Source organism: Pseudomonas sp. BS3782 TE3695 (assembly GCF_050435305.1).
Classification (GTDB): Bacteria; Pseudomonadota; Gammaproteobacteria; order Pseudomonadales; family Pseudomonadaceae; genus Aquipseudomonas.
The window spans coordinates 3,535,990-3,559,354 of record NZ_JBNDKB010000001.1 but is presented as its reverse complement, the minus strand read 5'-3'; the positions used below and the strand labels follow the sequence as shown (position 1 = coordinate 3,559,354).

The 23,365-nt window shown below is 60.0% G+C and carries 21 protein-coding genes; 11 read left to right on the top strand and 10 right to left on the bottom strand.

Features of this window, described 5'->3' with window-relative positions; all coding sequences use genetic code 11:
- Position 1 precedes the first annotated feature (1 nt).
- Genes ABH909_RS16205 through ABH909_RS16195 form a run of 3 tightly spaced genes read right to left on the bottom strand, consistent with a single transcriptional unit; the run spans position 2 to position 2,732 of the window.
- Positions 2-874 (bottom strand): rhomboid family intramembrane serine protease, encoded by an 873-nt coding sequence (locus ABH909_RS16205; RefSeq protein ID WP_429434879.1) that lies wholly within the window; start codon positions 872-874, stop codon positions 2-4.
- On the bottom strand, positions 871-1,845 hold the full coding sequence (locus ABH909_RS16200; protein ID WP_429439948.1) for a metallophosphoesterase: 975 nt from the start codon (positions 1,843-1,845) through the stop codon (positions 871-873). The genes ABH909_RS16205 and ABH909_RS16200 overlap by 4 nt, the downstream gene beginning before the upstream one ends.
- Positions 1,842-2,732 carry an NAD(+) kinase gene (locus ABH909_RS16195; protein ID WP_007906781.1) on the bottom strand — a complete coding sequence of 297 codons (891 nt, stop codon included), beginning with the start codon at positions 2,730-2,732 and terminating at the stop codon, positions 1,842-1,844. Before ABH909_RS16195 ends, ABH909_RS16200 begins: the two co-directional genes overlap by 4 nt.
- Positions 2,733-2,855: 123 nt before the next feature.
- Here ABH909_RS16195 and ABH909_RS16190 point away from each other — a divergent pair, with 123 nt between their 5' ends.
- Positions 2,856-3,806, top strand: coding sequence for a DUF1853 family protein (locus ABH909_RS16190; RefSeq protein ID WP_429434877.1), 951 nt, complete (start codon positions 2,856-2,858; stop codon positions 3,804-3,806).
- 206 nt (positions 3,807-4,012) lie between these two features.
- On the opposite strand, the gene ABH909_RS16185 is transcribed toward ABH909_RS16190, so the two are convergent.
- Positions 4,013-4,573 carry an NADPH-dependent FMN reductase gene (locus ABH909_RS16185; RefSeq protein WP_063343483.1) on the bottom strand — a complete coding sequence of 187 codons (561 nt, stop codon included), beginning with the start codon at positions 4,571-4,573 and terminating at the stop codon, positions 4,013-4,015.
- 184 nt (positions 4,574-4,757) lie between these two features.
- Between ABH909_RS16185 and ABH909_RS16180 the strand changes: the two genes are divergently transcribed.
- Positions 4,758-4,994: a hypothetical protein gene (locus ABH909_RS16180; protein WP_008074401.1), complete on the top strand. Its 237-nt coding sequence runs from the start codon at positions 4,758-4,760 to the stop codon at positions 4,992-4,994.
- Between the two features lie 88 nt (positions 4,995-5,082).
- Complete coding sequence (locus tag ABH909_RS16175) at positions 5,083-5,976, top strand: LysR family transcriptional regulator (RefSeq protein WP_429434873.1); 894 nt, start codon at positions 5,083-5,085, stop codon at positions 5,974-5,976.
- Here the strand turns inward: ABH909_RS16175 and ABH909_RS16170 are convergent.
- The 5 genes from ABH909_RS16170 to ABH909_RS16150 form a co-directional block, all read right to left on the bottom strand.
- Complete coding sequence (locus ABH909_RS16170) at positions 5,942-6,556, bottom strand: GNAT family N-acetyltransferase (RefSeq protein WP_429427533.1); 615 nt, start codon at positions 6,554-6,556, stop codon at positions 5,942-5,944. The two genes, ABH909_RS16175 and ABH909_RS16170, sit on opposite strands and share 35 nt — an antisense overlap.
- Before the next feature lie 14 nt (positions 6,557-6,570).
- Entirely contained in the window at positions 6,571-8,826 is a 2,256-nt protein-coding gene (locus ABH909_RS16165; RefSeq protein WP_429434870.1) for an Orn/Lys/Arg decarboxylase N-terminal domain-containing protein, read from the bottom strand.
- 294 nt (positions 8,827-9,120) lie between these two features.
- A complete protein-coding gene (dnaQ, locus tag ABH909_RS16160) occupies positions 9,121-9,879 on the bottom strand; it encodes a DNA polymerase III subunit epsilon (protein ID WP_123495104.1) in 759 nt (252 codons plus the stop codon).
- Between the two features lie 263 nt (positions 9,880-10,142).
- Positions 10,143-10,595, bottom strand: coding sequence for a ribonuclease HI (gene rnhA, locus ABH909_RS16155; protein ID WP_003180633.1), 453 nt, complete (start codon positions 10,593-10,595; stop codon positions 10,143-10,145).
- Positions 10,596-10,687: 92 nt separating this feature from the next.
- A complete protein-coding gene (locus ABH909_RS16150) occupies positions 10,688-11,446 on the bottom strand; it encodes a methyltransferase domain-containing protein (protein ID WP_008074391.1) in 759 nt (252 codons plus the stop codon).
- 65 nt (positions 11,447-11,511) lie between these two features.
- Between ABH909_RS16150 and gloB the strand changes: the two genes are divergently transcribed.
- The 8 genes from gloB to fabI all read left to right on the top strand — a co-directional run bounded on the left by gloB (position 11,512) and on the right by fabI (position 22,313).
- Entirely contained in the window at positions 11,512-12,279 is a 768-nt protein-coding gene (gene gloB, locus ABH909_RS16145) for a hydroxyacylglutathione hydrolase (protein ID WP_429439945.1), read from the top strand.
- Between the two features lie 99 nt (positions 12,280-12,378).
- Positions 12,379-13,833 (top strand): transglycosylase SLT domain-containing protein, encoded by a 1,455-nt coding sequence (locus ABH909_RS16140; RefSeq protein WP_429434868.1) that lies wholly within the window; start codon positions 12,379-12,381, stop codon positions 13,831-13,833.
- Positions 13,834-14,115: 282 nt separating this feature from the next.
- Positions 14,116-15,948 carry an extracellular solute-binding protein gene (locus tag ABH909_RS16135; RefSeq protein ID WP_429434865.1) on the top strand — a complete coding sequence of 611 codons (1,833 nt, stop codon included), beginning with the start codon at positions 14,116-14,118 and terminating at the stop codon, positions 15,946-15,948.
- Positions 15,945-17,786, top strand: a complete 1,842-nt coding sequence (locus tag ABH909_RS16130; protein ID WP_429434863.1) for an extracellular solute-binding protein — start codon at positions 15,945-15,947, stop codon at positions 17,784-17,786. The genes ABH909_RS16135 and ABH909_RS16130 overlap by 4 nt, the downstream gene beginning before the upstream one ends.
- Before the next feature lie 4 nt (positions 17,787-17,790).
- Positions 17,791-18,864 carry a microcin C ABC transporter permease YejB gene (locus tag ABH909_RS16125; protein WP_429434861.1) on the top strand — a complete coding sequence of 358 codons (1,074 nt, stop codon included), beginning with the start codon at positions 17,791-17,793 and terminating at the stop codon, positions 18,862-18,864.
- 1 nt (position 18,865) lies between these two features.
- A complete protein-coding gene (locus ABH909_RS16120; RefSeq protein WP_429434859.1) occupies positions 18,866-19,885 on the top strand; it encodes an ABC transporter permease in 1,020 nt (339 codons plus the stop codon).
- 1 nt (position 19,886) lies between these two features.
- Positions 19,887-21,497: an ABC transporter ATP-binding protein gene (locus ABH909_RS16115; RefSeq protein ID WP_429434857.1), complete on the top strand. Its 1,611-nt coding sequence runs from the start codon at positions 19,887-19,889 to the stop codon at positions 21,495-21,497.
- Between the two features lie 21 nt (positions 21,498-21,518).
- Positions 21,519-22,313: an enoyl-ACP reductase FabI gene (fabI, locus tag ABH909_RS16110; RefSeq protein ID WP_090282903.1), complete on the top strand. Its 795-nt coding sequence runs from the start codon at positions 21,519-21,521 to the stop codon at positions 22,311-22,313.
- A 177-nt stretch (positions 22,314-22,490) separates the two neighbouring features.
- Here the strand turns inward: fabI and ABH909_RS16105 are convergent, their stop codons facing one another.
- Entirely contained in the window at positions 22,491-23,357 is an 867-nt protein-coding gene (locus ABH909_RS16105) for a LysR family transcriptional regulator (RefSeq protein WP_429434853.1), read from the bottom strand.
- Between the last annotated feature and the right edge of the window lie 8 nt (positions 23,358-23,365).

Sequence of the window (23,365 nt, the reverse complement as noted above, 5' to 3'; positions counted from 1 at the left end):
TTTATCTGGAAGTCAGTTTACGGCGGTTGTACAAACCGCCCAACAAACCGGTGAAGCATCCGATGAGTAACCCGCTGACGTGGGCGGCGTTGGCAATCTGGCCGAAGCCGATCATCGAGATCAGCCCCGACAGGCACACCAGCAACCACACCAGCATCATCACCAACACCCCTCGGGGCAGGCGATACGCCGGGTTCGGCGACAGAAGCTGGAAGATCCAGCAATGCCCGAGCAGACCGTACAGCACCCCGGACAACCCGCCGAACAGGCTCGGGCCGCTGAAAAGGAACTGGACATAGTTCGATACCAGGCTGAACAGCAATGTCAGGCCGATCAGGTTGATGCTGCCCTGCCGCGACTCGATGCGCCGCCCCAATTCCCAGTACCACATGGCGTTCATGGCCAGGTGCAGGATGCCGAAGTGGATCAGCATCGGCGTGATCAGACGCCACCACTGCCCCGCCGCCAGGCTGTCGGCCAGTGGCGTGAAATGGATGTACTCGCCGACCACTCGGAAATCGAGGAAAGTCAGCCAGCGTATCGTTTCGAGGTTATCGCCCAGCAGCGTCACCATCGCGACGATCAGGGTCAGCAACAGCACCAACGCCGTAGCCTTGCTGTGGCGCAACTGCTCGACGAAGCCCGGACGCTGCGGTGTTTGCGCGATCGAGATATCCAGTTGCTGATCGGGGTCGCCCGCTGGAAAGCGTTCATACAATGAGCGCACGTCGTCGCTGATGCTGGCCGGCACCCACAGCACTTGCTCGCCCGCCTCTTCGCTGACCCGATGGGGCACTTGCATGCGCTGCAGCAGTTTGACGAACCCGCTCAAATCCACCGCCAGAGGCAGACGCAATACCGCCACCGCCGTCATTGCAGCACCTCCGGCCGTTCGACATCGACCCAGACAAATTTATGCGGGTCGAGACGGGTTTCCTGATCCAGACGATAAGCGACCAGTTTGCCGTAGAGCACCGCACTGTAATCCAGGCACGCCAGGTTCGGACGAATCGGCGCCGGTTTGCCGCTGCGCCAGTAGTGGCCGACGAACAACAACGGCTCATCGACGCCGTAGCGCAACAAGTTGTCTTTTTCGCTGGACGACAGCGGCGTGCGGGCCACCGGCTCAGGCAAGGCGTCGGGCTGGAACACGATATCTCCGTAGGTTTGCGGGTCGTCTTCCCAGAACTTGGTGCGGAAAAACGAGCGCGTCAGGCCGTCGCCGCTGGTCATGGTCAACCCGTGTGGCAAGCGCATGTCGGTGCCGCGCAACAGGCGGTCGAACACGGTGCAGGCAAAACTGCCCGGCACTGCGGAGGCCTGGAGGAAATGCTCATCGATGCAACCGTCGGGAAACAACTTGCGCAACGGTTCGATCAGGCCTGCGTCCCAACAGGCATGCACCACCCGAAAACGCCCGGCATCGATGAACAATGGCAGCTTATAGAACCATTGCAGGAAGTCATGCCATTCCGCGGGATGGTCTTCGAACTGGGTCAGGGTTTCCTTGAGCAGGCGCGCGTGGCGTGGCGTATGTTCACGCACGAACTGCTGGCCACTGCCCGGCGGCGCTGGCGTGCTCCAGCCGAGGGCGTTGAATTCATGGTTGCCCATGATGCACAGCGCCTGCCCGGCCTCGACCATGTCGTGGACGATGTGCAGCGCCTCGCGAATCCGCGGGCCGCGGTCGATGATGTCGCCCAGGAACACCGCCATGCGCGACGGATGCCGCCAGACGCCAGCCTGTTTGTGATAACCGAGCCGGTCGAGCAAGTGCTCAAGGGTCAGAGCGCAACCGTGCACGTCACCGATCAGGTCGTAGCTACGCGCGGGATCGAGCATCAGTCGCCTCCACCACCCAACTTGCTGCCCCAGCCGAGTTTCGTCCGGCAGACTTCATAGTAGTTGTGGTCGAGCGGGTGAATCAGCCGCAGCTTCTGCGCTTTCTTGCTGATAGTGATGGTGTCACCGGGCGCGCAGGTGAAGTGATTCTGCCCGTCACAGGAAACTTGCGGGTAAATCTGCATATCTTTGGACACGACGATTTTCAGCTCACTGTTGCCATCGACCACGATCGGTCTACCTGACAAGGTATGGGGGTACATCGGCACAATCACAATAGCGTCGAGCTTGGGATGCATGATCGGGCCGCCCGCCGACAGTGCGTAGGCGGTCGAACCGGTCGGCGTGGCGACGATCAGGCCGTCGGCCTTCTGGCTGCAGACGAACTGGCCATCGATGTACAACTCGAATTCGATCATCCGCGTCGATTTGCCGGGGTGCAGCACCACGTCGTTCAGCGCATCGCCCTGGCCGATGGCCTCGGCGTGGCGCCGGACTTCGGCTTGCAGCAGGAAGCGGTTTTCCACCAGATAGTGGCCGTCGAGCACTTCGGCGACCTTGACTTCGAGCTCATCGGGACGAATATCGGTCAGGAACCCCAGGCTGCCCCGGTTGATGCCGAGCACCGGGATATTGTGTCGGGCCAGCGCGCGGGCGGCGCCCAGCAGGCTACCGTCACCACCGACCACAATCACCATGTCACAGACTTCACCGAGCATCTTGCGCGACGAAGTTTGCAGGCCATGACCCGGCAGGACTTCGGCGATGGTGTCTTCGAGGATCACGTGCAGGTGACGATCGAGCAGAAACCGTTTCAGTCGGCGGACGGTATCCAGCACCTGAGAACTGCCCAGGCGACCGATGATGCCGATATTACGAAATTGCTCCATGGGGCTCCTATTAGGATGCGGGGGCCTGCGACGGCGAAAAACACGATTATGGGCGAAAGCACGGCGTAGACAAAACCCTTTCAGCCACGACGGTGCGCGCGCGTTTCGGGCTATGCTCGCAAGATGATCCTATTTCCAGATTTGCTCCAGTTACCTCACCAGTTGCGCCACCCTGAAGTGCGCGACCTGGCTTGGGTCATCCTCGCGCCGCCGATGCTGGCCGTCACGCCTTGGCCGCAGCGTCATCCGCTGGCCGGCAGCGACTGGGTGCAGGCACCGGAGCGCCTGGAACACTGGCTCCGGCAACTGGATCGCGACAGCTACGATTTGCTGCACTGGCTGGCCCAGGCCAGAACCCGGCGACTGGGTCTGTACTACGAGCGGCTGTGGCAATATGCCGTGCGGCACGCGCCAGGCATTGAACTGATTGCCGCCAACATGCCGATCCGCCGCGAAGGCCATACCCTGGGCGAGCTGGACATGCTGCTGCGTGATCGCGATGGCGTGCATCACCTGGAACTGGCGATCAAGCTTTATCTGGGACCACAGAACGGTGACGGCCACGACACCGCGCAGTGGCTCGGACCGGGTTGTCATGATCGGCTCGACCGCAAACTGAAACACCTTTGCCAGCATCAATTACCGATTTCCGCGCGGGCGGAAAGCCGTGCAGTGCTGGCGTCGCTGGATATCCAGCAGTTCAGCGCGCATCTGTGGCTGGGCGGCTATCTGCTTTATCCGTGGCCGGGGCAGGCCGCATCACCGAGCGGCGCGCACCCTCAGCATTTGCGCGGTAGCTGGTTGCATCAGAAGGACTGGGCGGACTTTGTCGTGCAACGCCCGTTCGGCCGCTGGCAGCCCCTGCCCCGCCATGCCTGGCTGGCGCCGGCGCATTATCCCGAAGAGCAAACCTGGAACACTGAACAGCTGAGCGCATGGCTCAGCGAGCTGGACCCGCTGGCACCGGCGCAATTGATGGTGCGGCTGACGGAGAATGGCAAAGGCGATTGGGAAGAAGCCGAGCGGCTGTTTCTGGTGTCCGACCTTTGGCCGAATGTGCCGGGTAATGGTTGAGTCTTGTAGCGTCTGGGTAGGCCTCTTCGCGGGCAAGCCTCGCTCCTACAAGGACCTTCGCCATAAGCAGATCCAATGTGGGAGCGGGCTTGCTCGCGAAGACGGTATGTCAATCGACATAAACGTTGAATGTTAAACTGCATTCGCAAGCCCGCTCCCACAGGGATTGTGGCTGACACAACAACTAATCAGCCCCACGTAACGGGTCATTGCTTTTTATGCTGCTCAACCCACAGCGCATACGCATCAATGAATTTCTGCAAGAACGGCCTGACCGACTCCGACAATTTGCCCGCCTCGTCAAACGCTGAACCGGCGCCGCCCAGGTAGGCTTCCGGTTGCTGCATGCACGGCACATTGAGAAACACCATGGACTGGCGAATGTTGTGGTTGGCGCCAAATCCGCCGACGGCGCCCGGTGAAGCGCTGATCACCGCACCTGGCTTGCCGTTCCAGGCGCTCTTGCCATAAGGGCGCGACCCCACGTCAATCGCATTCTTCAATGGCGCCGGTACCGAACGGTTATATTCCGGGGTGACGAACAGCACCGCGTCGGATGAACTCACTTGTTGTCGGAAAGTGCTGTAGGCTGCCGGCGGTGATTCGCCATCGATGTCTTCGTTGTAGAGCGGCAAATCGCCTATTTCGACGATGTTCAGCTTCAGATTGGCAGGCGCCAGCTCGGCCAGCGCCAGCGCGACCTTGCGGTTGATCGACGCTTTTCTCAGGCTGCCGACCAGAACGGCGATCTCGTAGACGTTACTCATGGAAGATTCTCGACTGTCCGATGGGAAGAGCTTCTAGTTATAGATGATCAGATGACGATTCAACCAGCGGGCGACGGAAAATCGCCGCCCCTGACTATTTTTTTCCTGTAGGAAAACTTACCTCGCCCAACCACGGTCTACAGAACCGCAAATTGAGTGATTTATCTCCAGAGGTTCTAAGCAGATGGCAGCAGTACTCGTCGGTCAGTTCCATGCAAGAGACGCGGAAGGCCGCGTTTATTCCGTGCATGAGTTCCAGGAATCCACCCCGTCGCACGACGGCCTCGCCGGCTCGGTGCCTGTCACCACCTATAAGCTGGCCATTGGCGACCGGCTCAACAAACTCGACGACAACGAATTTGTGCTGGTGCAATCGGGCGTCACCCTCACCCGCGAACCTGAAACGCACGTCGCCTCATAACCCGCTGTTATGAGCAGAAGTCATATGGGCGCACTTGAGTTAGGATTCAGTGACTGACTCCCTCACCTGCTGAACATGGACTTCACGCATGCGTTTACGTCATATCGAAGTGATCCAGGCGCTCCTGCAGACCGGTCACCTGGGCACCGCCGCCGAATGGCTGCAGTTGCCAGTGACCGAGGTGGAACGCACCCTGCGTGATGCCGAGGATCAGTTGGGTTTCATGCTGTTCGCCAGCGTGCGTGGTCGCCTGCAAGCCACGCGCGAAGCACGAGAGCTGCAAGTCGAGATCGCCCACGTCTACGAAGCCCTCGAGCCGGTCCAGCGACTGGCCAGCAGCCTCAAGCAGTATCTGGCCCCGCCCCTGCGCATCATCTGCACCCCGCCGCTGGCACAACACCTGTTGCCACACAGCATCGCGGCCCTGCGCCGACGCTTGCCCGACGCCCCTTGCACCCTCCTGAGCCAGCCGACCCGCGAGATTGTCAGAAGCCTGCTGCTGCGTGAAAGCGACCTGGGCTTGAGTCTGCATGACCCGGACCACGCCGATATCCATTGCCAGGTCATCGCTCAAGGCAAGCTCCAGTTGCTGGCGCCCCATGGCTGGCTGCAACCGAAACAGAAGTACATCTCGCTGCAGGACCTGGCCGGTCAGTCGATGGTCGGCCTGGAAGGTCACGACCCGTTAAGCCCGGCGCTGGACAACAAGCTGCATGCGCTGCGCCCTGCCCCGGTCATTCAGACCCGGGTACAGACTCATCAGATGATGCGCAGCATGGTCGAGGCCGGTGAAGGCCTGGCGATTGTCGACCCCTTTACCGCCCTCGGCGCCAAATCGGCCGGGCTCGATGCCTGCCCGCTGGCGCCTGCCGTACCGATCAGCGTGTATGCCTTGAACCTGAAGAGCGCCGAGCCCTCCGCGGCCATTCAAACGCTGCTGGACATCATCACGGAACAAGCCGTGGCGATGCTGGCGAGCTGAGCGGGTTTTCCAGCGGATTATCGAATAATCGATACCAGAACAGCGCCATTTCAGCGGTATTCGGATCGATTCCGCGGTAGCGCAGGTGATCGATCCCGCCCACCACATAGCCACAGCGCTCATAAAGCCGACAGGCGCCCAGGTTGTTGTTCTGGGTTTCCAGCATGATGCCCGGCAGTTTTTTCTTGCGACTCCAGAACTGCGCCACGTCCAGCAACGCCTTGGCCACGCCATGACGGCGCGCCGGCGCATGCACCGCCAATTCATCGATATGGGCGAAGCCGTTCCAGTTGGTGCTGACCACTAAATGCCCCACCGGCTCGTCATCCAGATAGGCCATGAAAATTTCACTGTCGGCGGCATCGCGAAAACTGCTGAATTCCTCGGGATCGATGCCGTAACACTTGCGATACGGAGTGATTGGCGTCACCGGCCACTGCGCCACCGGCTTACCGATTTGCGCGGCACCATAGGCGGCGACTTCAAAACTGAAATCACTGCCCCAGATATAAGCCGCAAACCCCTCATCGGCGACACGCACCGAGAGGCCCGGGTATTTGGGATTCATGACAGGTTGCATAGTCGCAAAGGTCCTCATTCCTTGATGCAATCGACGGTGTAATGCCGTCCATTGCCCTCGTCTTCATGTTGCAAGCCATGCACATCAGCGACAAATCCGGGGAAGCTACTGTCGAACGTACGGGCAAACTTCAGGTAATCGATGATCGAACGGGTCGACTCGGTGAAACGCTCGCCGGGCATGATCAACGGGATCCCCGGCGGGTATGGCACCAGCATTACCGCTGCGATCCGCCCGTCCAGAGCATCGATCGAAACAGCCTCAACCTCCCCGCGTACCAATTGATCATAGGCGTCCGCCGGCTTCATCGCGACTTCCGGCAATACGGTATACATGCGTTTGAGGTGTTTGGCCGTGGCATTACTGCGATAACAGGCGTGCAATTGATCACACAGATCGCGCAAACCCATGCCTTGATAACGGGCAATATTGTGTTGCGCCACGCACGGCAGGCAGGTGGCCAGGCTGACATTGGCGTCGTAACTGCGCTTGAACTCCAGCAACTCGGTCAGCAGCGTGCTCCATTTGCCCTTGGTAATGCCCATGGAGAACAGCACCAGGAATGAATACAGCCCGGTCTTTTCCACGACCAGCCCACGTTCCCAGAGGAATTTGCTGACCACCGCCGCCGGAATACCCCGCGCGCTCAGGGCACCGCCCGCCGTCAAACCCGGCATCACCAGCGTGACCTTGATCGGATCGAGCAGTACGTAATCATCGGTTACACCGCCAAAGCCATGCCAATCGGCGTCGGGTTGCAGCAACCAGTCTTCGGTGACCACCTGCTCGATACCTTCGGCCGAGGGTGGTTGCCAGATGGAAAACCACCAGTCATCGGCGGCGATGTGCTGACGCAGATTGGCCAGGGCCCGGCGAAAGCTCAGGGCCTCGTCGAACATTTCCTGCAACAGCGAACGGCCAGCCGGCCCTTCCATCATCGCCGAGGCCACGTCCAGCGAAGCAATGATGCTGTACTGCGGCGAGGTCGAAATGTGCATCATGAACGCTTCATTGAAACGATCGCGGTCGAGTTGCCGCGCTCCGCCGTCCTGAACGTGAATCATCGATGCCTGACTGAACGCCGCCAGCAATTTGTGCGTGGAGTGCGTAGTGAACACCAACGGGCTGTCTTCGCTGCGGGAAGTGCCCATGCCGTAACGACCGGCGAAAAACTCGTGAAACGCCGCGTAGGCGTACCAGGCCTCATCGAAATGCAAGACCTCGACGCTGTTGCCCAGGCTCTGCTTGATCAATTCGGCGTTGTAACAGAGGCCGTCGTAAGTCGAATTGGTCACCACCGCCAACTTGACCTTGGGTTCGCGACCCTTGGTCAGCGGGCTGGCGTCGATTTTGGCCTGGATCGATTCACGGCTGAATTCGCTCAACGGAATCGGGCCGATAATCCCCAGCTCATTGCGCTCGGGGCACAGGTACAACGGAATCGCGCCGGTCATGATGATCGAATGCAACACCGATTTATGGCAGTTGCGATCCACCAGCACCAGATCATCGCGGGCCACCATGGAATGCCAGACGATCTTGTTGGCGGTCGAAGTGCCGTTGATCACGAAAAAGGTGTGATCGGCGCCGAAATTACGTGCAGCTCTTGCTTCCGCCTCGGCCAGCGGGCCCGTGTGATCGAGCAGCGAACCGAGTTCCGGTACCGACACCGACAAATCCGAACGCAGGGTGTTTTCCCCAAAAAACTGGTGAAACGCCTGCCCCACCGGACTCTTGTGATACGCCACGCCGCCACCATGGCCGGGGGTGTGCCAGGAATAATTGGAGTCGGCGGTGTGCTGCACCAAGGCCTTGAAAAACGGCGGCAACAGACCGTCCAGATATTTGCGCGCCGCGCGGGCAACCTGACGGGCAAGGAAGGGCACGGTGTCTTCGAACAAATAAAGAATGCCGCGCAGCTGATTGAGTTCCGCCATGGCATCGGCCGGGGCGTTTTCCAGGGTCACCTGCTCGCCCAGGGCAAAGATCGGCAGGTCCGGCGCCCGAACCCGTGCCAAGCGGATCAGCTCGGCCATGTTATGCAGAAGATGAGCATTGCTGCTGGCGTCTTCGGCGGCGATCAACATGCAAGAGAGGCCGTGATGGGTCGAGGCGACCAGACGCCCTTCGTTGTAATCGACCGCCGAGACGATGCTGAAGCCTTCCTGCTCCAGTTCCCGGGCGATGCCGCGCACACGATCACCGGCAACGGTGTCGGTTTTGATGTCGCGGTGGACGATCAGGACCGGGAATTTCAAATCTTTATACATGGGGCTCGGTATCCTGAGGCGGCAGACCTGAGCCTGCCAATAACCTCAGGGTAGAGGGTTGGAGCGCATGTGGCGAGGGGGATGCCCTGAAGTGGGTCGGCGGGCGCACCAGCAAGTGGCCAGCAAACCCATTGTTCAAAAAGTTAACCTGTGGCGAGGGAGCTTGCTCCCGTTGGGCTGCGAAGCGGCCCCCTGCATTCGCTCAGATACACCGTATTGGCAGGATTTGCGACTGCTGCGCAGCCGAGCGGGAGCAAGCTCCCTCGCCACAAAAGCCCTTCAGCTCGAAGGGAATCAGGCCTGAGCCTTGGCCTCAGCCAATTGCTGCCACAGCGACGGAGCGCCGGCGGATTTGGCGATGGCCTCCAGACGCGCAATGTGCTGGGCCAGATCTTCTTCACTCGCCCGGATGATCCGGATCGGCTGACGATCGGCCGGCAGACGACGGATTTCGGTGGCGGAGTTGTCCGCGCCTTCACCCGAACCATTGCCATCGGACGCGTTACCGGCCAGCGACAGGCTGGTCTGGCCGCCGGTCATGGTCAGGTAAACGTCGGCGAGAATCTCGGAGTCGAGCAAGGCGCCGTGCAGCTCACGACCAGAGTTGTCGACGCCATAACGTTTGCACAAGGCGTCGAGGCTGTTGCGCTGCCCCGGGTGACGTTCCCGGGCCATCATCAGGGTGTCGAGGATCGAGCAGTGTTGCGTGATGTCCGCCCGATCGTGATGCCCCATGAGAGCGAATTCGTTGTTGATGAAGCCAACGTCGAACGCCGCGTTATGAATGATCAACTGCGCGCCCTTGATGAACTCGAAGAACTCATCGGCCACTTCATTGAAACGCGGCTTGCCCACCAGGAATTCGTTCGTGATGCCGTGGACGCCGATGGCGCCTTCGTCACTCTCGCGATCCGGTTGCAGGTAAACGTGGAAATGCCGGCCGGTCAGGCGCCGACCGATCAACTCGACACAACCGATTTCGATAATCCGGTGGCCGTCGGTCACCGGCATGCCGGTGGTTTCGGTATCGAGTACAACGGATCTGGTGGCCATCAGTGCTCAGCTCTCAACGGGTCTATCGTGCAAAAGCGGCGATGTTAACACGCTCGCGAGCGCCGCCACATAACCGGCACTGATGTTGTGAACACGGCCCTTGTAGGAGCTGCCGAAGGCTGCGATCTTTTGGCGATTTCGGAATTGCCGAAGATCAAGATCAAAAGATCGCAGCCTTCGGCAGCTCCTACAGAGGCGCGCGGTCCCAGGCGGCATTCCCGCCCAGAGGGTGGGAACGATCATGACGGGGGAATTGCGCGGTTTTAGGCCTGCTTGTACCCACGCACTTCATCCACTCCACGGTTGGCTAGTTGGTCGGCTCGTTCGTTGCCGTGATGGCCGATGTGCCCGCGCACCCATTTCCAGGTGACGTTGTGGCGGTTGACCTGCTCGTCGAGCAATTTCCACAGATCGGCGTTTTTTACCGGTTCCTTGGCTGCGGTTTTCCAGCCGCGCTTCTTCCAGTTGGCCATCCATTCATTGATGCCTTTCATCACGTACTGGGAGTCGGTCACCAGCAGTACGTCACAGGAGCGCTTGAGCTCTTCCAGACCACGGATCGCGCCCATCAACTCCATGCGGTTGTTGGTGGTGTTGGCTTCGCCGCCCCAGAGTTCTTTTTCAACGCCCTTGCACACCAGCAACGCGCCCCAGCCGCCCGGACCAGGGTTGCCCTTGCAGGCGCCATCGGTGAAGAGTTCTACGCTATCGCTCATGCCAATCTATCCAGAAAATGCGGTGGCTCGCCGATCGGTGACCGACGATGCCCGAGGCCGGGGCGAACCCGGCCGGGAAAATAAAATGTGTATTACGGTTCGAGGTGACGACGGTTGACCTTGGCCATCGGCAAGGGAATCAGTTTGCCCATCGGTTCGCGCCGTTCCTGACGCACCGGCCGCAGGCCTACCACAATCTTGCGGGCGACCAATAAATAGAAGCCACCTCCCGACAACTGCCAGTCACCGGCCTTGCGCTCCCAACCGGCCAGACGGGCTTGCCAGGCTGGCGACGCAAGCGGCGGACGATAGCACCCGAAGCGGCGTTTCTCCAGCGCGAAGCCCAGCAGGTTCAGCCAGTCGGCGACCCGCGATGGCGAAATGCAGCGGGCCTTGCGCAAGGCATCATGAGCGAACACATGACGCAGGCCCCAGCTGCTCCAGGGGTTGATCCCGACAATCAGCAGATGCCCGCCAGGCCGGACACTGCTCGCCGCTTCGCGCAGCAAACCGTGGGGCGACAGGCAGAAATCCAGCCCGTGCTGCAACACCACCACGTCGGCGGCGTGTTCGCTCAAAGGCCAGGCCTGCTCTTCGCAGACGATCTCCACGCCCGGCAACGGCGCGCCGAGCCGCACATTGCGCTGAACCTGCGGCGCCGACGGCGGCGTCTGCGCCGAGGGGCCGTAATGCACCAGATAGCCGCCGAAGAAGCGCCCCAACTCGTCTTCGAGCATGCGTCGTTCTTCGTCCAGCAGAAATTGCCCGATGGGCCCGGACAGCCATTCACGGGCCGCACTGATCAATGTCAGCCACTCAGGATCGGCTTGAGCGAACGCTTTATCGGTCATTGCATTCTCCAACGCGCCAGGAAGTTCTAAGATGCGCCAATGTTTTCCGCTTGGCGAATCCGACGATGATACAGATCAGTGCCCTGCCCGCCTTCACCGACAACTACATCTGGTTGTTACAAGACCACAGCACCCAGCGCTGCGCCGTGGTCGATCCGGGCGATGCCGCGCCAGTACAAGCCTGGCTCGCCGCGCACCCGGGTTGGGTATTAAGCGACATTCTGATCACTCATCACCATCATGACCATGTCGGTGGCGTCGAGCGGCTGAAAAAAGCGACAGACGCGACCGTCTATGGCCCGGCCAGCGAAAGTATTCCGGCGCGGGACGTGGCGCTCAAGGACCACGACCACATCAGCGTGCTGGGCTGGGACTTCGACATTATCCAGGTGCCGGGGCATACGCTTGGGCACATCGCTTTTTATCACCAGGGCCATTTGTTTTGCGGCGACACCCTGTTCGCCGCGGGTTGCGGACGCCTGTTCGAAGGCACGCCGGAGCAAATGCATCACTCGCTGAGCCGTCTCGCGGCGCTGCCCGCAGACACGCTGGTGTACTGCACTCACGAATACACCTTGAGCAATCTGAAGTTTGCCGTAGCGGTAGAACCAGGCAATCCGGACACCGCCGCACGTCTGGAAAAAGTCACCGCGCAACGTGAAGCCGGAATCATGACGCTGCCCTCTACTCTGGCGCTTGAAAAGCTTACCAATCCGTTTTTGCGTGTTGACGAAACATCCGTTAAAGAAAAAGTGGACGAACGGAACGGAACCCAAAACCGGGCTCCGAGTGCGGTTTTTGCTGCTCTACGCGCTTGGAAAGATAAGTTCTAAGTAGCCATCACGTTGGTACAAAAATTCTGAATGGTTGACCGCGGGGGGTGCGCTTTCTAGAATCGCCCGACATTTTTGCCCGGAACTTACTTCCAGCCAATGTCGTCACCTATTCGTAAAGCCATCAATTCAGACGCATTGACCCGCTTGGCTCAAGCCATCGCGGTGGCTGTGTCCGCCACGTTGGCGGGCTGTTCCAGCCAAGTGCCGCAGACCGAAGCGACACACACTCCGAACATCGCCGCTCGAGCCAAGCAGAAACCTGTGTGGCTCAGTGAAAAACCAACACCACAAATTCCACAGGACGTCTGGGAGCGCATGCGCCAGGGCTTCCAGTTGCAGGACAATCTGGGTATCAACCCGCGCATCGAGCAACAGCGCCTGTGGTTCGCCAGTAACCCGTCCTTCCTCGAAAACGCCGGCGAACGCGGCAGCCTCTACATTCACTACATCGTCGAACGCCTTGAAGAACGCAACATGCCGCTGGAACTGGCGCTGTTGCCGGTGATTGAAAGCGCCTACAACCCGATGGCCTATTCCCGGGCCAACGCGGTGGGTCTTTGGCAATTCATTCCTTCCACCGGGCGTTACTTCAACCTGCGTCAGACCCGCTTCTACGATGGCCGTCGCGATATTACCGCCTCGACCACTGCAGCCATGGATTACCTGACCCGCCTGCACGACATGTTCAACGGTGACTGGTTGCTGGCCCTGGCGGCCTACAACGCCGGCGAAGGCACCGTCAGCCGGGCCATCGAACGCAACGAACGACTCGGCCTGCCGACCGACTACTGGAACCTGCCTCTGCCAGCGGAAACCCAAGCCTATGTGCCGAAACTGCTGGCGTTGTCGCAAGTGGTCCTGGCGCCCGACGCCTATGGCGTGAACCTCAACCCGATCGCCAACGAACCGTACTTCCAGGTCGTCGAAATCAACCAGCGCATGGACCTGTCCAAGGTTGCCGCGGTGGCCAATATCGACGAAGACGAACTGTTCCAGCTCAACCCGGCCTTCAAACAGCGCACCACCATCGACGGCCCCCAGCATCTGCTGGTGCCAACGTCCAAGGCGCAACTGCTGACCGCCAGCCTGTCAACCATGCGCCCTGACGAGCTGATCAGTCAGCGATCGCTCAAGCCGGTATTCGAAGGCGCAGATGACAGCGAAATCGCCAGCCTCAAGCGCGCCTATCGGGTTAAACGTGGCGACAATCTGGGCACCATCGCCAAGGCCAACAAAGTCGACGTCAAGGACTTGCAACGCTGGAACAAACTGACCGGCAAGAACCTCAAGGTCGGTCAGACCCTGGTGATGCAAGACACCGCCAAGCGCAAATCCGGGCGCGTCAACACCGTGGTCGCGGCGAACAGCAAGGCGAATGGCAAGGTCACCAACAAGACGCAACAGACCCAATACAAGGTCAAGCAAGGCGACTCGCTGTATATGGTCGCCAAACGCTTCAATGTTGAAATGCAGCACCTCAAGCGCTGGAACCCTCGGGTGGGCCAGGCGCTGAAACCGGGGCAGATGCTGACGGTTGCTTCGCCGCATTAAGCGGCTTCGGGCAATGGGGCTTTTTTGTGGCGAGGGAGCTTGCTCCCGCTGGGTAGCGAAGCAACCCCAAAACCTGAAACCCGATGATTTCTGACACCGCGCAGTCAGGTTTACGACTGCTTCGCAGCCGAGCGGGAGCAAGCTCCCTCGCCACAGGTTCTGCAATCCACCGGACCATCACCTCACAATTAACAACGCATTAACCCCCCGTCTTTTTCCTGTCGATACAAGCTGTTACTGTACGGCCCACAAAGCCCAAGCCGCCTGGATCGGATCTCTGACTTGAAGCGTCCCCTCCTCCTGCTCCTGATCAGCCTGGCCTTGAGCTCCCCCGCAAGCGCGACGATCAGCGAAAGCCATGGTTATGCGCAGTTCGGCACGCTCAAGTACCCGGCCAGATTTACCCACTTCGACTGGGTCAACCCGCAAGCGCCCAAGGGCGGTACATTGCGGGTGATGGCGTTTGGCACCTTCGATACGCTCAACCCTTACACATTCAAAGGCTCGAGCCCGGTTTCCACCGCCAATTTCCTGCAGTACGGCATCAACGAACTCAATGAACCGCTGATGGTCGGCACCGGCCAATACGCGCCGTCCGGCGATGAGCCGACTTCCAGTTATGGCCTGATTGCCCAATCGGTGGAATACAGCGAGGACCGCAGCTGGGTGGTGTTCAACCTACGCCCCGAAGCGCGTTTCCAGGATGGCATGCCGATCACCGCTTACGACGTGGCGTTCTCTTACCGTTTGCTGCTCAAGGAAGGTCACCCGCAATACCGCACCAACCTTCAGGAAGTGTCGCGGGTGGATATTCTCAGCCCACGGCGCATCCGTTTCGTCTTCAAGCGCGCCGGCAATCCGCTGCTGATCCTGCGCTTGGGCGAGTTGCCAGTGCTGCCTCAGCATTACTGGGAAGGTCGCGATTTCAAGGCCACCACGTTCGAGCCGCCATTGGGCAGCGGACCGTATCGCATCACCTCGGTAACGCCCGGGCGGCAGATCGTCTTCGAGCGGGTCAAGGATTATTGGGGCAAAGACCTGCCGGTCAATCGCGGCAAGTACAACGTCGATCGCATGGAAGTCGAGTTCTACCGTGACAGCGACGTGGCTTTCGAAGCGTTCAAGGCGGGCGAATTCGACATCTATATCGAACACCAGGCGAAGAACTGGGCCAACGGCTACAACTTCCCGGCCGCGCGCCGAGGCGATGTGATCAAGGCGCAGATACCGCACCAGATCCCGACTCAAAGCCAGGGCCTGTTCATGAACAGCCGGCGACCAACCTTCGCCGAGGCCAAGGTCCGCGAAGCGCTGGGCCTGATGTTCGACTTCGAATGGACCAACCGCACGCTGTTCAGCGGCGCCTACACGCGAGCCCTGAGTTACTACCCCAACAGCGAGTTCTCTGCCACCGGGCTACCGGTCGGTCATGAGTGGCTGCTGCTCAAGCCCTATCGCGATCAGTTGCCCGCCAAGCTGCTCACCGAACCGTTCAGCCTGCCGCGAACCGAAGGCCGCGGCATTCCGCGGGACACCATGCGCAAGGCCCTGGAGCTGCTCGCCGAGGCCGGTTGGAAGCTCAACGGTCAGCGGCTACAGAACACCATTGGCCAACCGTTGCGCTTCGAGATCCTGCTGGTCAACCCGAACCTGGAACGCATCCTTCAGCCTTACGTCGAGAACCTCGCCAGCATCGGCATCGACGCACGGCTGCGCACGGTCGATCGCGCCCAGTACAAACAGCGCCTCGATCAGTTCGATTTCGACATGATCCTGATGACCCTCAACCAGACTCTCAGCCCGGGCCTGGAACAATGGCAGTACTTCCACTCCAGCCAGGTCGGGGTCAAGGGCAGCAAGAATTACGCAGGTATCGCCAACCCGGTGGTCGACCATTTGCTTGAACAACTGCTGGCCGCCCAGACCCGTGATGCACAAGTCGCCGCCGGCAAGGCGCTGGACCGGGTGCTGCTGTGGCAGCACTACATCATTCCCAACTGGTATCTCAATTATCACCGCCTGGCCTACCGCAACCGGTTCGCCTTCGTCACCACGCCGCCCTACACCCTGGGCCTGAGCGCGTGGTGGCTGAAATCTTCGGAGAAAGATCGATGAAACCCCTACGCGCCCTGCTCTTGCAGGCCAGCGGTCTGTTGTTCGCCGGGCTGGCCTTTGCCGCCCCGCAACATGCCTTGACGCTGTACAACGAGCCGCCGAAATACCCGGCCGATTTCAAACATTTCGATTACGTGAACCCCGACGCGCCCAAGGGCGGGATTTTTCGCCAGGCCGGGTTCGGTGGCTTCGACAGCCTCAACCCGTTCATCAACAAAGGCGTGCCGGCCGACGACATCAGCATGATCTACGACACCCTGGCCAAACAGGGTCTGGATGAGCCGCTTACCGAATACGGCCTGATCGCCGGCAAAATCGAAAAAGCCCCGGACAACAGCTGGGTGCGCTTCTACCTGCGTCCCGAAGCACGTTTCCACGACGGTCACCCGGTGCGTGCCGAAGACGTGGTGTTCAGCTTCCAGACCCTGACCAAGGACGGCGCCCCGCTCTACCGCGTCTATTACAGTGACGTGGAGGACGTGGTCGCCGAAGACCCGCTCAAAGTGCTGTTCAAGTTCAAGCACAAAAACAACCGTGAATTGCCGCTGATCCTCGGCCAATTGCCGGTGCTGCCCAAGCATTGGTGGGCCACCCGCGACTTCAGCAAGGGCAACCTGGAACTGCCGCTGGGCAGCGGCCCTTACAAAGTCAGCCAAGTGAAGGCCGGCCGTTCGGTGCGCTATGAACGGGTCAAGGATTACTGGGGCAAGGACCTGCCGGTCAATCGCGGTTTCTACAATTTCGACGTGATGACCACTGACTACTACCGCGACAACACCGTCGCGCTGGAAGCGCTCAAGGCCGGTCAGTTCGACTTCTGGCTGGAATCGGCCGCGAAAAACTGGGCCAAGGCCTACAACATTCCGGCGGTGGCCGAAGGTCGGCTGATCAAGGAAGAAATCCTCAACGGCAACCCAACCGGCATGCAAGGCTTTGTGTTCAACCTGCGCCGCCCGGTGTTTCAGGATGTGCGCGTGCGTCAGGCGCTGACGCTGTTGCTGGACTTCGAATGGACCAACAAACAACTGTTCAACGGCGCCTACGCGCGCACCCGCAGTTACTTTGAAAACTCGGAAATGGCCGCCACTGGCCTGCCGGACGCCAATGAACTGGAAATCTTGAATCCGTTGCGCGGCAAGATTCCCGAGCAAGTGTTCAGCGAGGCGTTCCAGAACCCGGTGACCGACGCCAGCGGCATGATCCGCACCCAGCAGCGCAAAGCCTATCAACTGCTGCAAGAAGCCGGCTGGCGGATCGTCGACGACAAAATGGTCGACGCCACCGGCAAACCGGTGACTATCGAATTCCTGCTGGCCCAGACCGAGTTCGAGCGGGTGCTGTTGCCGTTCAAGCGCAACCTCAGCGACCTGGGCATCGACATGGTGATCCGCCGGGTCGACGTCTCGCAATACATCAATCGCGTGCGCTCCCGTGACTTCGACATGATCGTCGGCAGCTTCCCGCAGTCCAACTCGCCGGGTAACGAACAGCGTGAGTTCTGGATGACCGACGCGGCCGATAAACCCGGCAGCCGCAACTCCATGGGGTTGAAAGACCCGGTGGTGGACCAACTGGTCGAGCAACTGATCAATGCCGATTCGCGGCAAAGCCTGGTGGCTCACGCCCGGGCGCTGGACCGGGTGCTCCAATGGGGCTATTACGTGATCCCCAACTGGCACATCAAGACCTGGCGCGTGGCGTACTGGAACCACATCGGCCACCCGAAGGTTTCGCCCAAATATGACATCGGCATCAACACCTGGTGGGTCAAGCCCAACGCGACATTGCCGATAGAAGTCGAAACCAAATTGCAAGCCGACCCTGCGGGCACGGAGTAATCAGATGCTGGCGTATATTTTTCGGCGACTGCTGCTGATCATCCCGACGCTGTTCGGCATTTTGCTGATCAACTTCGTGATCATCCAGGCCGCCCCCGGCGGGCCTGTGGAACAGATGATCGCCAAGCTCGAAGGCTTCGAAGGCGCCACCAGCCGCATTGCCGGCGGCGGTGCCGAAGTGTCGGTGGCAGGCTCGGCCTATCGCGGTGCACAGGGCCTGGACCCGGCACTGGTCAAGGAAATCGAGCACATGTACGGCTTCGACAAATCGGCGCCAGAACGTTTGTGGATCATGATCAAGAACTACGCCACCCTGGATTTTGGCGACAGTTTCTTCCGTGACGCCAAGGTCATCGACCTGATCAAGGAAAAGCTGCCGGTGTCGATCTCACTGGGGCTGTGGAGCACGCTGATCATGTACCTGGTGTCGATCCCGCTGGGGATCGCCAAGGCGACGCGACACGGCAGCCATTTCGATGTCTGGACCAGTTCGGCGATCATCGTCGGTTACGCAATCCCGGCATTTCTGTTCGCCATCCTGTTAATTGTGGTGTTCGCCGGCGGCAGCTATTTCGACTGGTTTCCACTACGGGGCCTGACCTCGAACAACTTCGACGAACTGAGCACTGGCGGCAAGATCCTTGATTACTTCTGGCACCTGGCGCTGCCGGTGACTGCATTGGTGATCGGCAACTTCGCGACCATGACGCTGCTGACCAAAAACAGCTTCCTCGATGAAATCAACAAGCAATACGTGGTCACCGCCAAGGCCAAGGGCCTGACCCGCCATCGCGTGTTGTACGGCCATGTGTTTCGCAACGCCATGCTGCTGGTGATCGCCGGTTTCCCTTCGGCGTTCATCGGGATCTTCTTCACCGGCTCGTTGCTGGTGGAGGTGATTTTCTCCCTCGATGGCCTCGGCTTGATGAGTTTCGAGGCGGCGATCAACCGCGATTACCCGGTGGTTTTCGGTACGCTGTTCATCTTTACCCTGCTGGGGTTGGTGGTGAAGCTGATCGGCGACCTCACTTACACCTTTGTCGATCCGCGCATCGATTTCGAAAGCCGGGAGCATTGAGATGAACCTGTCCCCTCTCAATCGCCGACGTTTCGAGCTGTTCAAGGCCAACAGGCGTGGCTGGTGGTCGTTGTGGCTGTTCCTGATTCTGTTCGGCGCAAGCCTGGGTGCCGAACTGATCGCCAACGACAAACCGCTGGTGGTGCACTACGACAACGCCTGGTACTTCCCGGCCCTCAAGCGCTACCCGGAAACCGCGTTCGGCGGCGAATTCCCGCTGGAAGCCAACTACAAAAGCCCGTACATCCGCGAACTGCTCAAGGCCAAGGACGCCTGGGTCTTGTGGGCGCCGATCCCCTACAGCTACCAGAGCATCAACTACGACCTGAAAGTCCCGGCCCCTGCACCGCCTTCGGCCGATAACCTGCTGGGCACCGACGATCAGGGCCGCGATGTGCTGGCCCGGGTGATTTACGGCTTCCGGATTTCGGTGCTGTTCGCTTTGACGCTGACCATTCTCAGCTCGATCATCGGCGTGATCGCCGGAGCCTTGCAGGGTTTTTATGGCGGCTGGGTCGACCTGGCCGGGCAGCGTTTTCTGGAGATCTGGTCCGGGCTGCCAGTCCTGTATTTGCTGATCATCCTCGCCAGTTTCGTGCAGCCAAACTTCTGGTGGCTGCTGGGGATCATGCTGCTGTTCTCGTGGATGAGCCTGGTGGACGTGGTGCGCGCCGAGTTCCTGCGCGGCCGGAACCTGGAATACGTGCGCGCGGCCCGGGCGCTGGGCATGCAGAATGGTGCGATCATGTTCCGCCACATCCTGCCCAACGCCATGGTCTCGACCATGACCTTCATGCCGTTCATTCTGACCGGCGCCATCGGCACGCTCACCGCCCTGGATTTCCTCGGCTTCGGCCTGCCGCCGGGCGCGCCGTCCCTGGGTGAACTGGTAGCCCAGGGCAAATCCAATCTGCAAGCGCCGTGGCTGGGTATGAGTGCGTTTGCGGTGCTGGCGTTGATGTTGAGTCTGCTGGTGTTCATCGGCGAGTCCGCTCGCGATGCCTTCGACCCGAGGAAGTGAAATGAATCAGGACAATCTGATCGAAGTGCGCGACCTGGCCGTCGAATTTGTCGTCGGTGAACGCGTGCAGCGGGTGGTCGAGGGCGTCAGCTTCGACATCAAGCGCGGCGAAACCCTGGCGCTGGTGGGCGAAAGCGGCTCCGGCAAATCGGTGACCGCCCACTCGATCCTGCGACTGCTGCCCTACCCGCTGGCCCGGCACCCGTCCGGCACCATCACCTATTCCGACCGGAATCTGCTGGAACTGAAAGAGAAAACCATCCGCCACATCCGCGGCAACCGGATTGCGATGATCTTTCAAGAGCCAATGACCTCGCTCAATCCGCTGCATTCGATCGAGAAGCAGATCAACGAGATACTGGGCATCCACAAGGGCCTGACCGGTAAAGTGGCGACCAAACGCACGCTGGAACTGCTGGAAATGGTTGGCATACCCGAACCACAGAAGCGTCTCAAGGCCCTGCCCCACGAATTGTCCGGCGGCCAGCGCCAGCGGGTCATGATCGCGATGGCCCTGGCCAATGAGCCGGAATTGCTGATCGCCGACGAACCGACCACGGCCCTGGACGTGACCGTTCAACTGAAAATTCTCGAACTGCTCAAGGAATTGCAGGCCCGCCTGGGCATGGCGTTGTTACTGATCAGTCACGATTTGAACCTTGTACGAAGAATTGCGCATCGGGTATGTGTCATGCAGCGCGGTTGCATCGTCGAACAAGCATCGTGCGAAGAATTGTTCCGCGCACCGCAGCATCCGTACACCCGGGAACTGCTCGCAGCGGAGCCCAGCGGCAAACCGGCGAGCAATGTGATTGGCCCGCCGTTACTGCAAGTCGAGGACCTGAAAGTCTGGTTCCCGATCAAGAAAGGCTTGCTGAAAAAGACCGTGGACCATATCAAAGCGGTCGATGGCATCAATTTCAGCCTGCCCCAGGGCCAGACCTTGGGGATTGTGGGAGAAAGCGGTTCTGGCAAGTCGACCCTCGGTCTGGCGATTTTGCGGCTGATCGGTAGTAAAGGCACCATCCGTTTTGAAGGCAAGCAGCTAGACTGCCTGACGCAGAGCGAAGTTCGGCCGCTGCGGCGGGAGATGCAGGTGGTGTTTCAGGACCCTTTCGGCAGCCTGAGCCCACGGATGTGCGTGAGCCAGATCGTCGGCGAAGGCCTGCGGATCCACAAGATGGGCACCGAGGCAGAACAGGAACAAGCGATTATTGCGGCACTCAAGGAGGTAGGTCTGGACCCGGAAACCCGGCACCGCTACCCCCATGAATTTTCCGGTGGGCAACGGCAGAGAATCGCCATTGCCCGGGCATTAGTGCTAAAACCGGCGTTGATTCTGCTGGACGAGCCGACTTCGGCCCTCGACCGCACTGTGCAACGCCAAGTAGTGGAGCTGCTACGTTCACTGCAAACCAAGTACAACCTGACGTATTTGTTTATCAGCCATGACCTGGCTGTCGTCAAAGCGCTGAGCCACCAGCTGATGGTGGTCAAGCATGGCCAAGTGGTCGAACAGGGAGACGCGCAAAGTATCTTTGCCGCCCCCCAACATCCATATACACAGCAGTTGCTGGAAGCCGCTTTTCTGGCACCAGCCACTGCGCAATAAACCTGAAAAGAGGAGCAACACATGGGTTTTCTCGCCGGTAAGCGCGTACTGATCGTCGGTGTCGCCAGCAAGCTGTCCATCGCATCCGGCATCGCTGCCGCCATGCATCGCGAGGGCGCTGAGCTTGCCTTCACTTATCAGAACGACAAACTCAAGGGTCGTGTCGAAGAATTCGCACAAGGCTGGGGCTCGAGCCCTGAGCTGTGCTTCCCGTGCGATGTGGCCAGCGATGAAGAAATCGCCAAGGTCTTCGAAGAGTTGAGCAAGAAGTGGGACGGCCTGGATTGCATCGTGCACTCCGTCGGCTTCGCCCCGGGCGACCAACTGGACGGCGACTTTACCGAAGCCACCACCCGTGAAGGTTTCCGTATCGCTCACGACATCAGCGCCTACAGCTTCGTGGCCCTGGCCAAGGCTGGCCGCGAAATGATGAAAGGCCGCAATGGCAGCCTGCTGACCCTGTCGTACCTGGGCGCCGAGCGCACCATGCCGAACTACAACGTAATGGGCATGGCCAAGGCTTCTTTGGAAGCTGGCGTGCGTTACCTGGCCGGCTCCCTGGGCCCGGATGGCACCCGCGTGAACTGCGTATCGGCTGGCCCGATCCGCACCCTCGCCGCTTCCGGCATCAAGAACTTCCGTAAGATGCTGGCCGCCAACGAAGCGCAAACCCCGCTGCGTCGTAACGTCACCATCGACGAAGTCGGCAACGCCGGCGCCTTCCTGTGCTCGGACCTGGCGTCCGGCATCAGCGGTGAAATCATGTACGTAGACGGCGGCTTCAACACCACCGCCATGGGCAACATCGAAGAGTGATCTTCGGTTAGCCAAAAAAACCCGCCGATTGGCGGGTTTTTTATGCCTGCAATTCCAGGCTTAATGTGGTCAAACATGTGGGAGCGGGCTTGCTCGCGAAAGCGGTACGCCAGTCGACACTTTCTGTATGCCGGGCACCGCCTTCGCGAGCAAGCCCGCTCCCACAGGGGTTAGCGTTTAGTCGTCTATTTTCGTCAAACATCGGGCAAACAACTGCTGGATCGGTTGTGTGCGCTGGCTATAACGCTGCAACAGTACGATCTCCCGGTAGAACGTCAGCTCGCCCAACCGGATAATCCGCACCTTCGCCCCTTGCTCAAGCCACAGCCCCGCCTCGGGCAGCAGCGATACCCCCAATCCGCACTCAACCATTTTCACGATGGCTTCCAGTTCATCCAGTTCCAGCGCGACCTGCACGTCGATCCGCTGCTCGCGTAAAAATCGCGTGATCAAGCGTCCACCGAACGAGTTGCGGTCGTAGCGCACATGAGGATGGTCCGCCAGCAACTGCAGCGGGTCATCGCCTTCAAGGTTGGCTGGCACGACCAGCACGAACGGCTCCTTGCAAATCACCTGTGCCGACAACTCCTTGGGCAATTCGAACGGCGGCTTGATCAGGATCGCCAGGTCCACTTCGCCGGTGTCCACCTGACTCAAGAGATTCAGCGATACGCCCGGCACCAGTTTCGCCTCCAGCAATGGCGCCTGCTGCCGGAGTCGCAATAGCGCGCGCGGCAACAACCCGGTCTGCACGGTGGCCACCGCGCCGATCTTCAATTCGCCACGAAACTCGCCGACGCTATCACTGACGGCCATGCGGCTGAAGGTCTCAAGAATGTCCCGAGCCATCGGCAACGCCCGCTGCCCCGCCGCGTTGAGAATCGCCTGACGTCCGGTGCGATCGAACAAGCGAATGCCCAACGTCTGTTCGAGATTGCGGATCTGCGCGCTGACCGCTGACTGGGTCAGGCCGATGTGCATGCCTGCGGCAGCGAACGTGCCGTGACGTGTCACGGCAATGAAGGTTTTCAGTTCCCGCAGCATATGGCGCC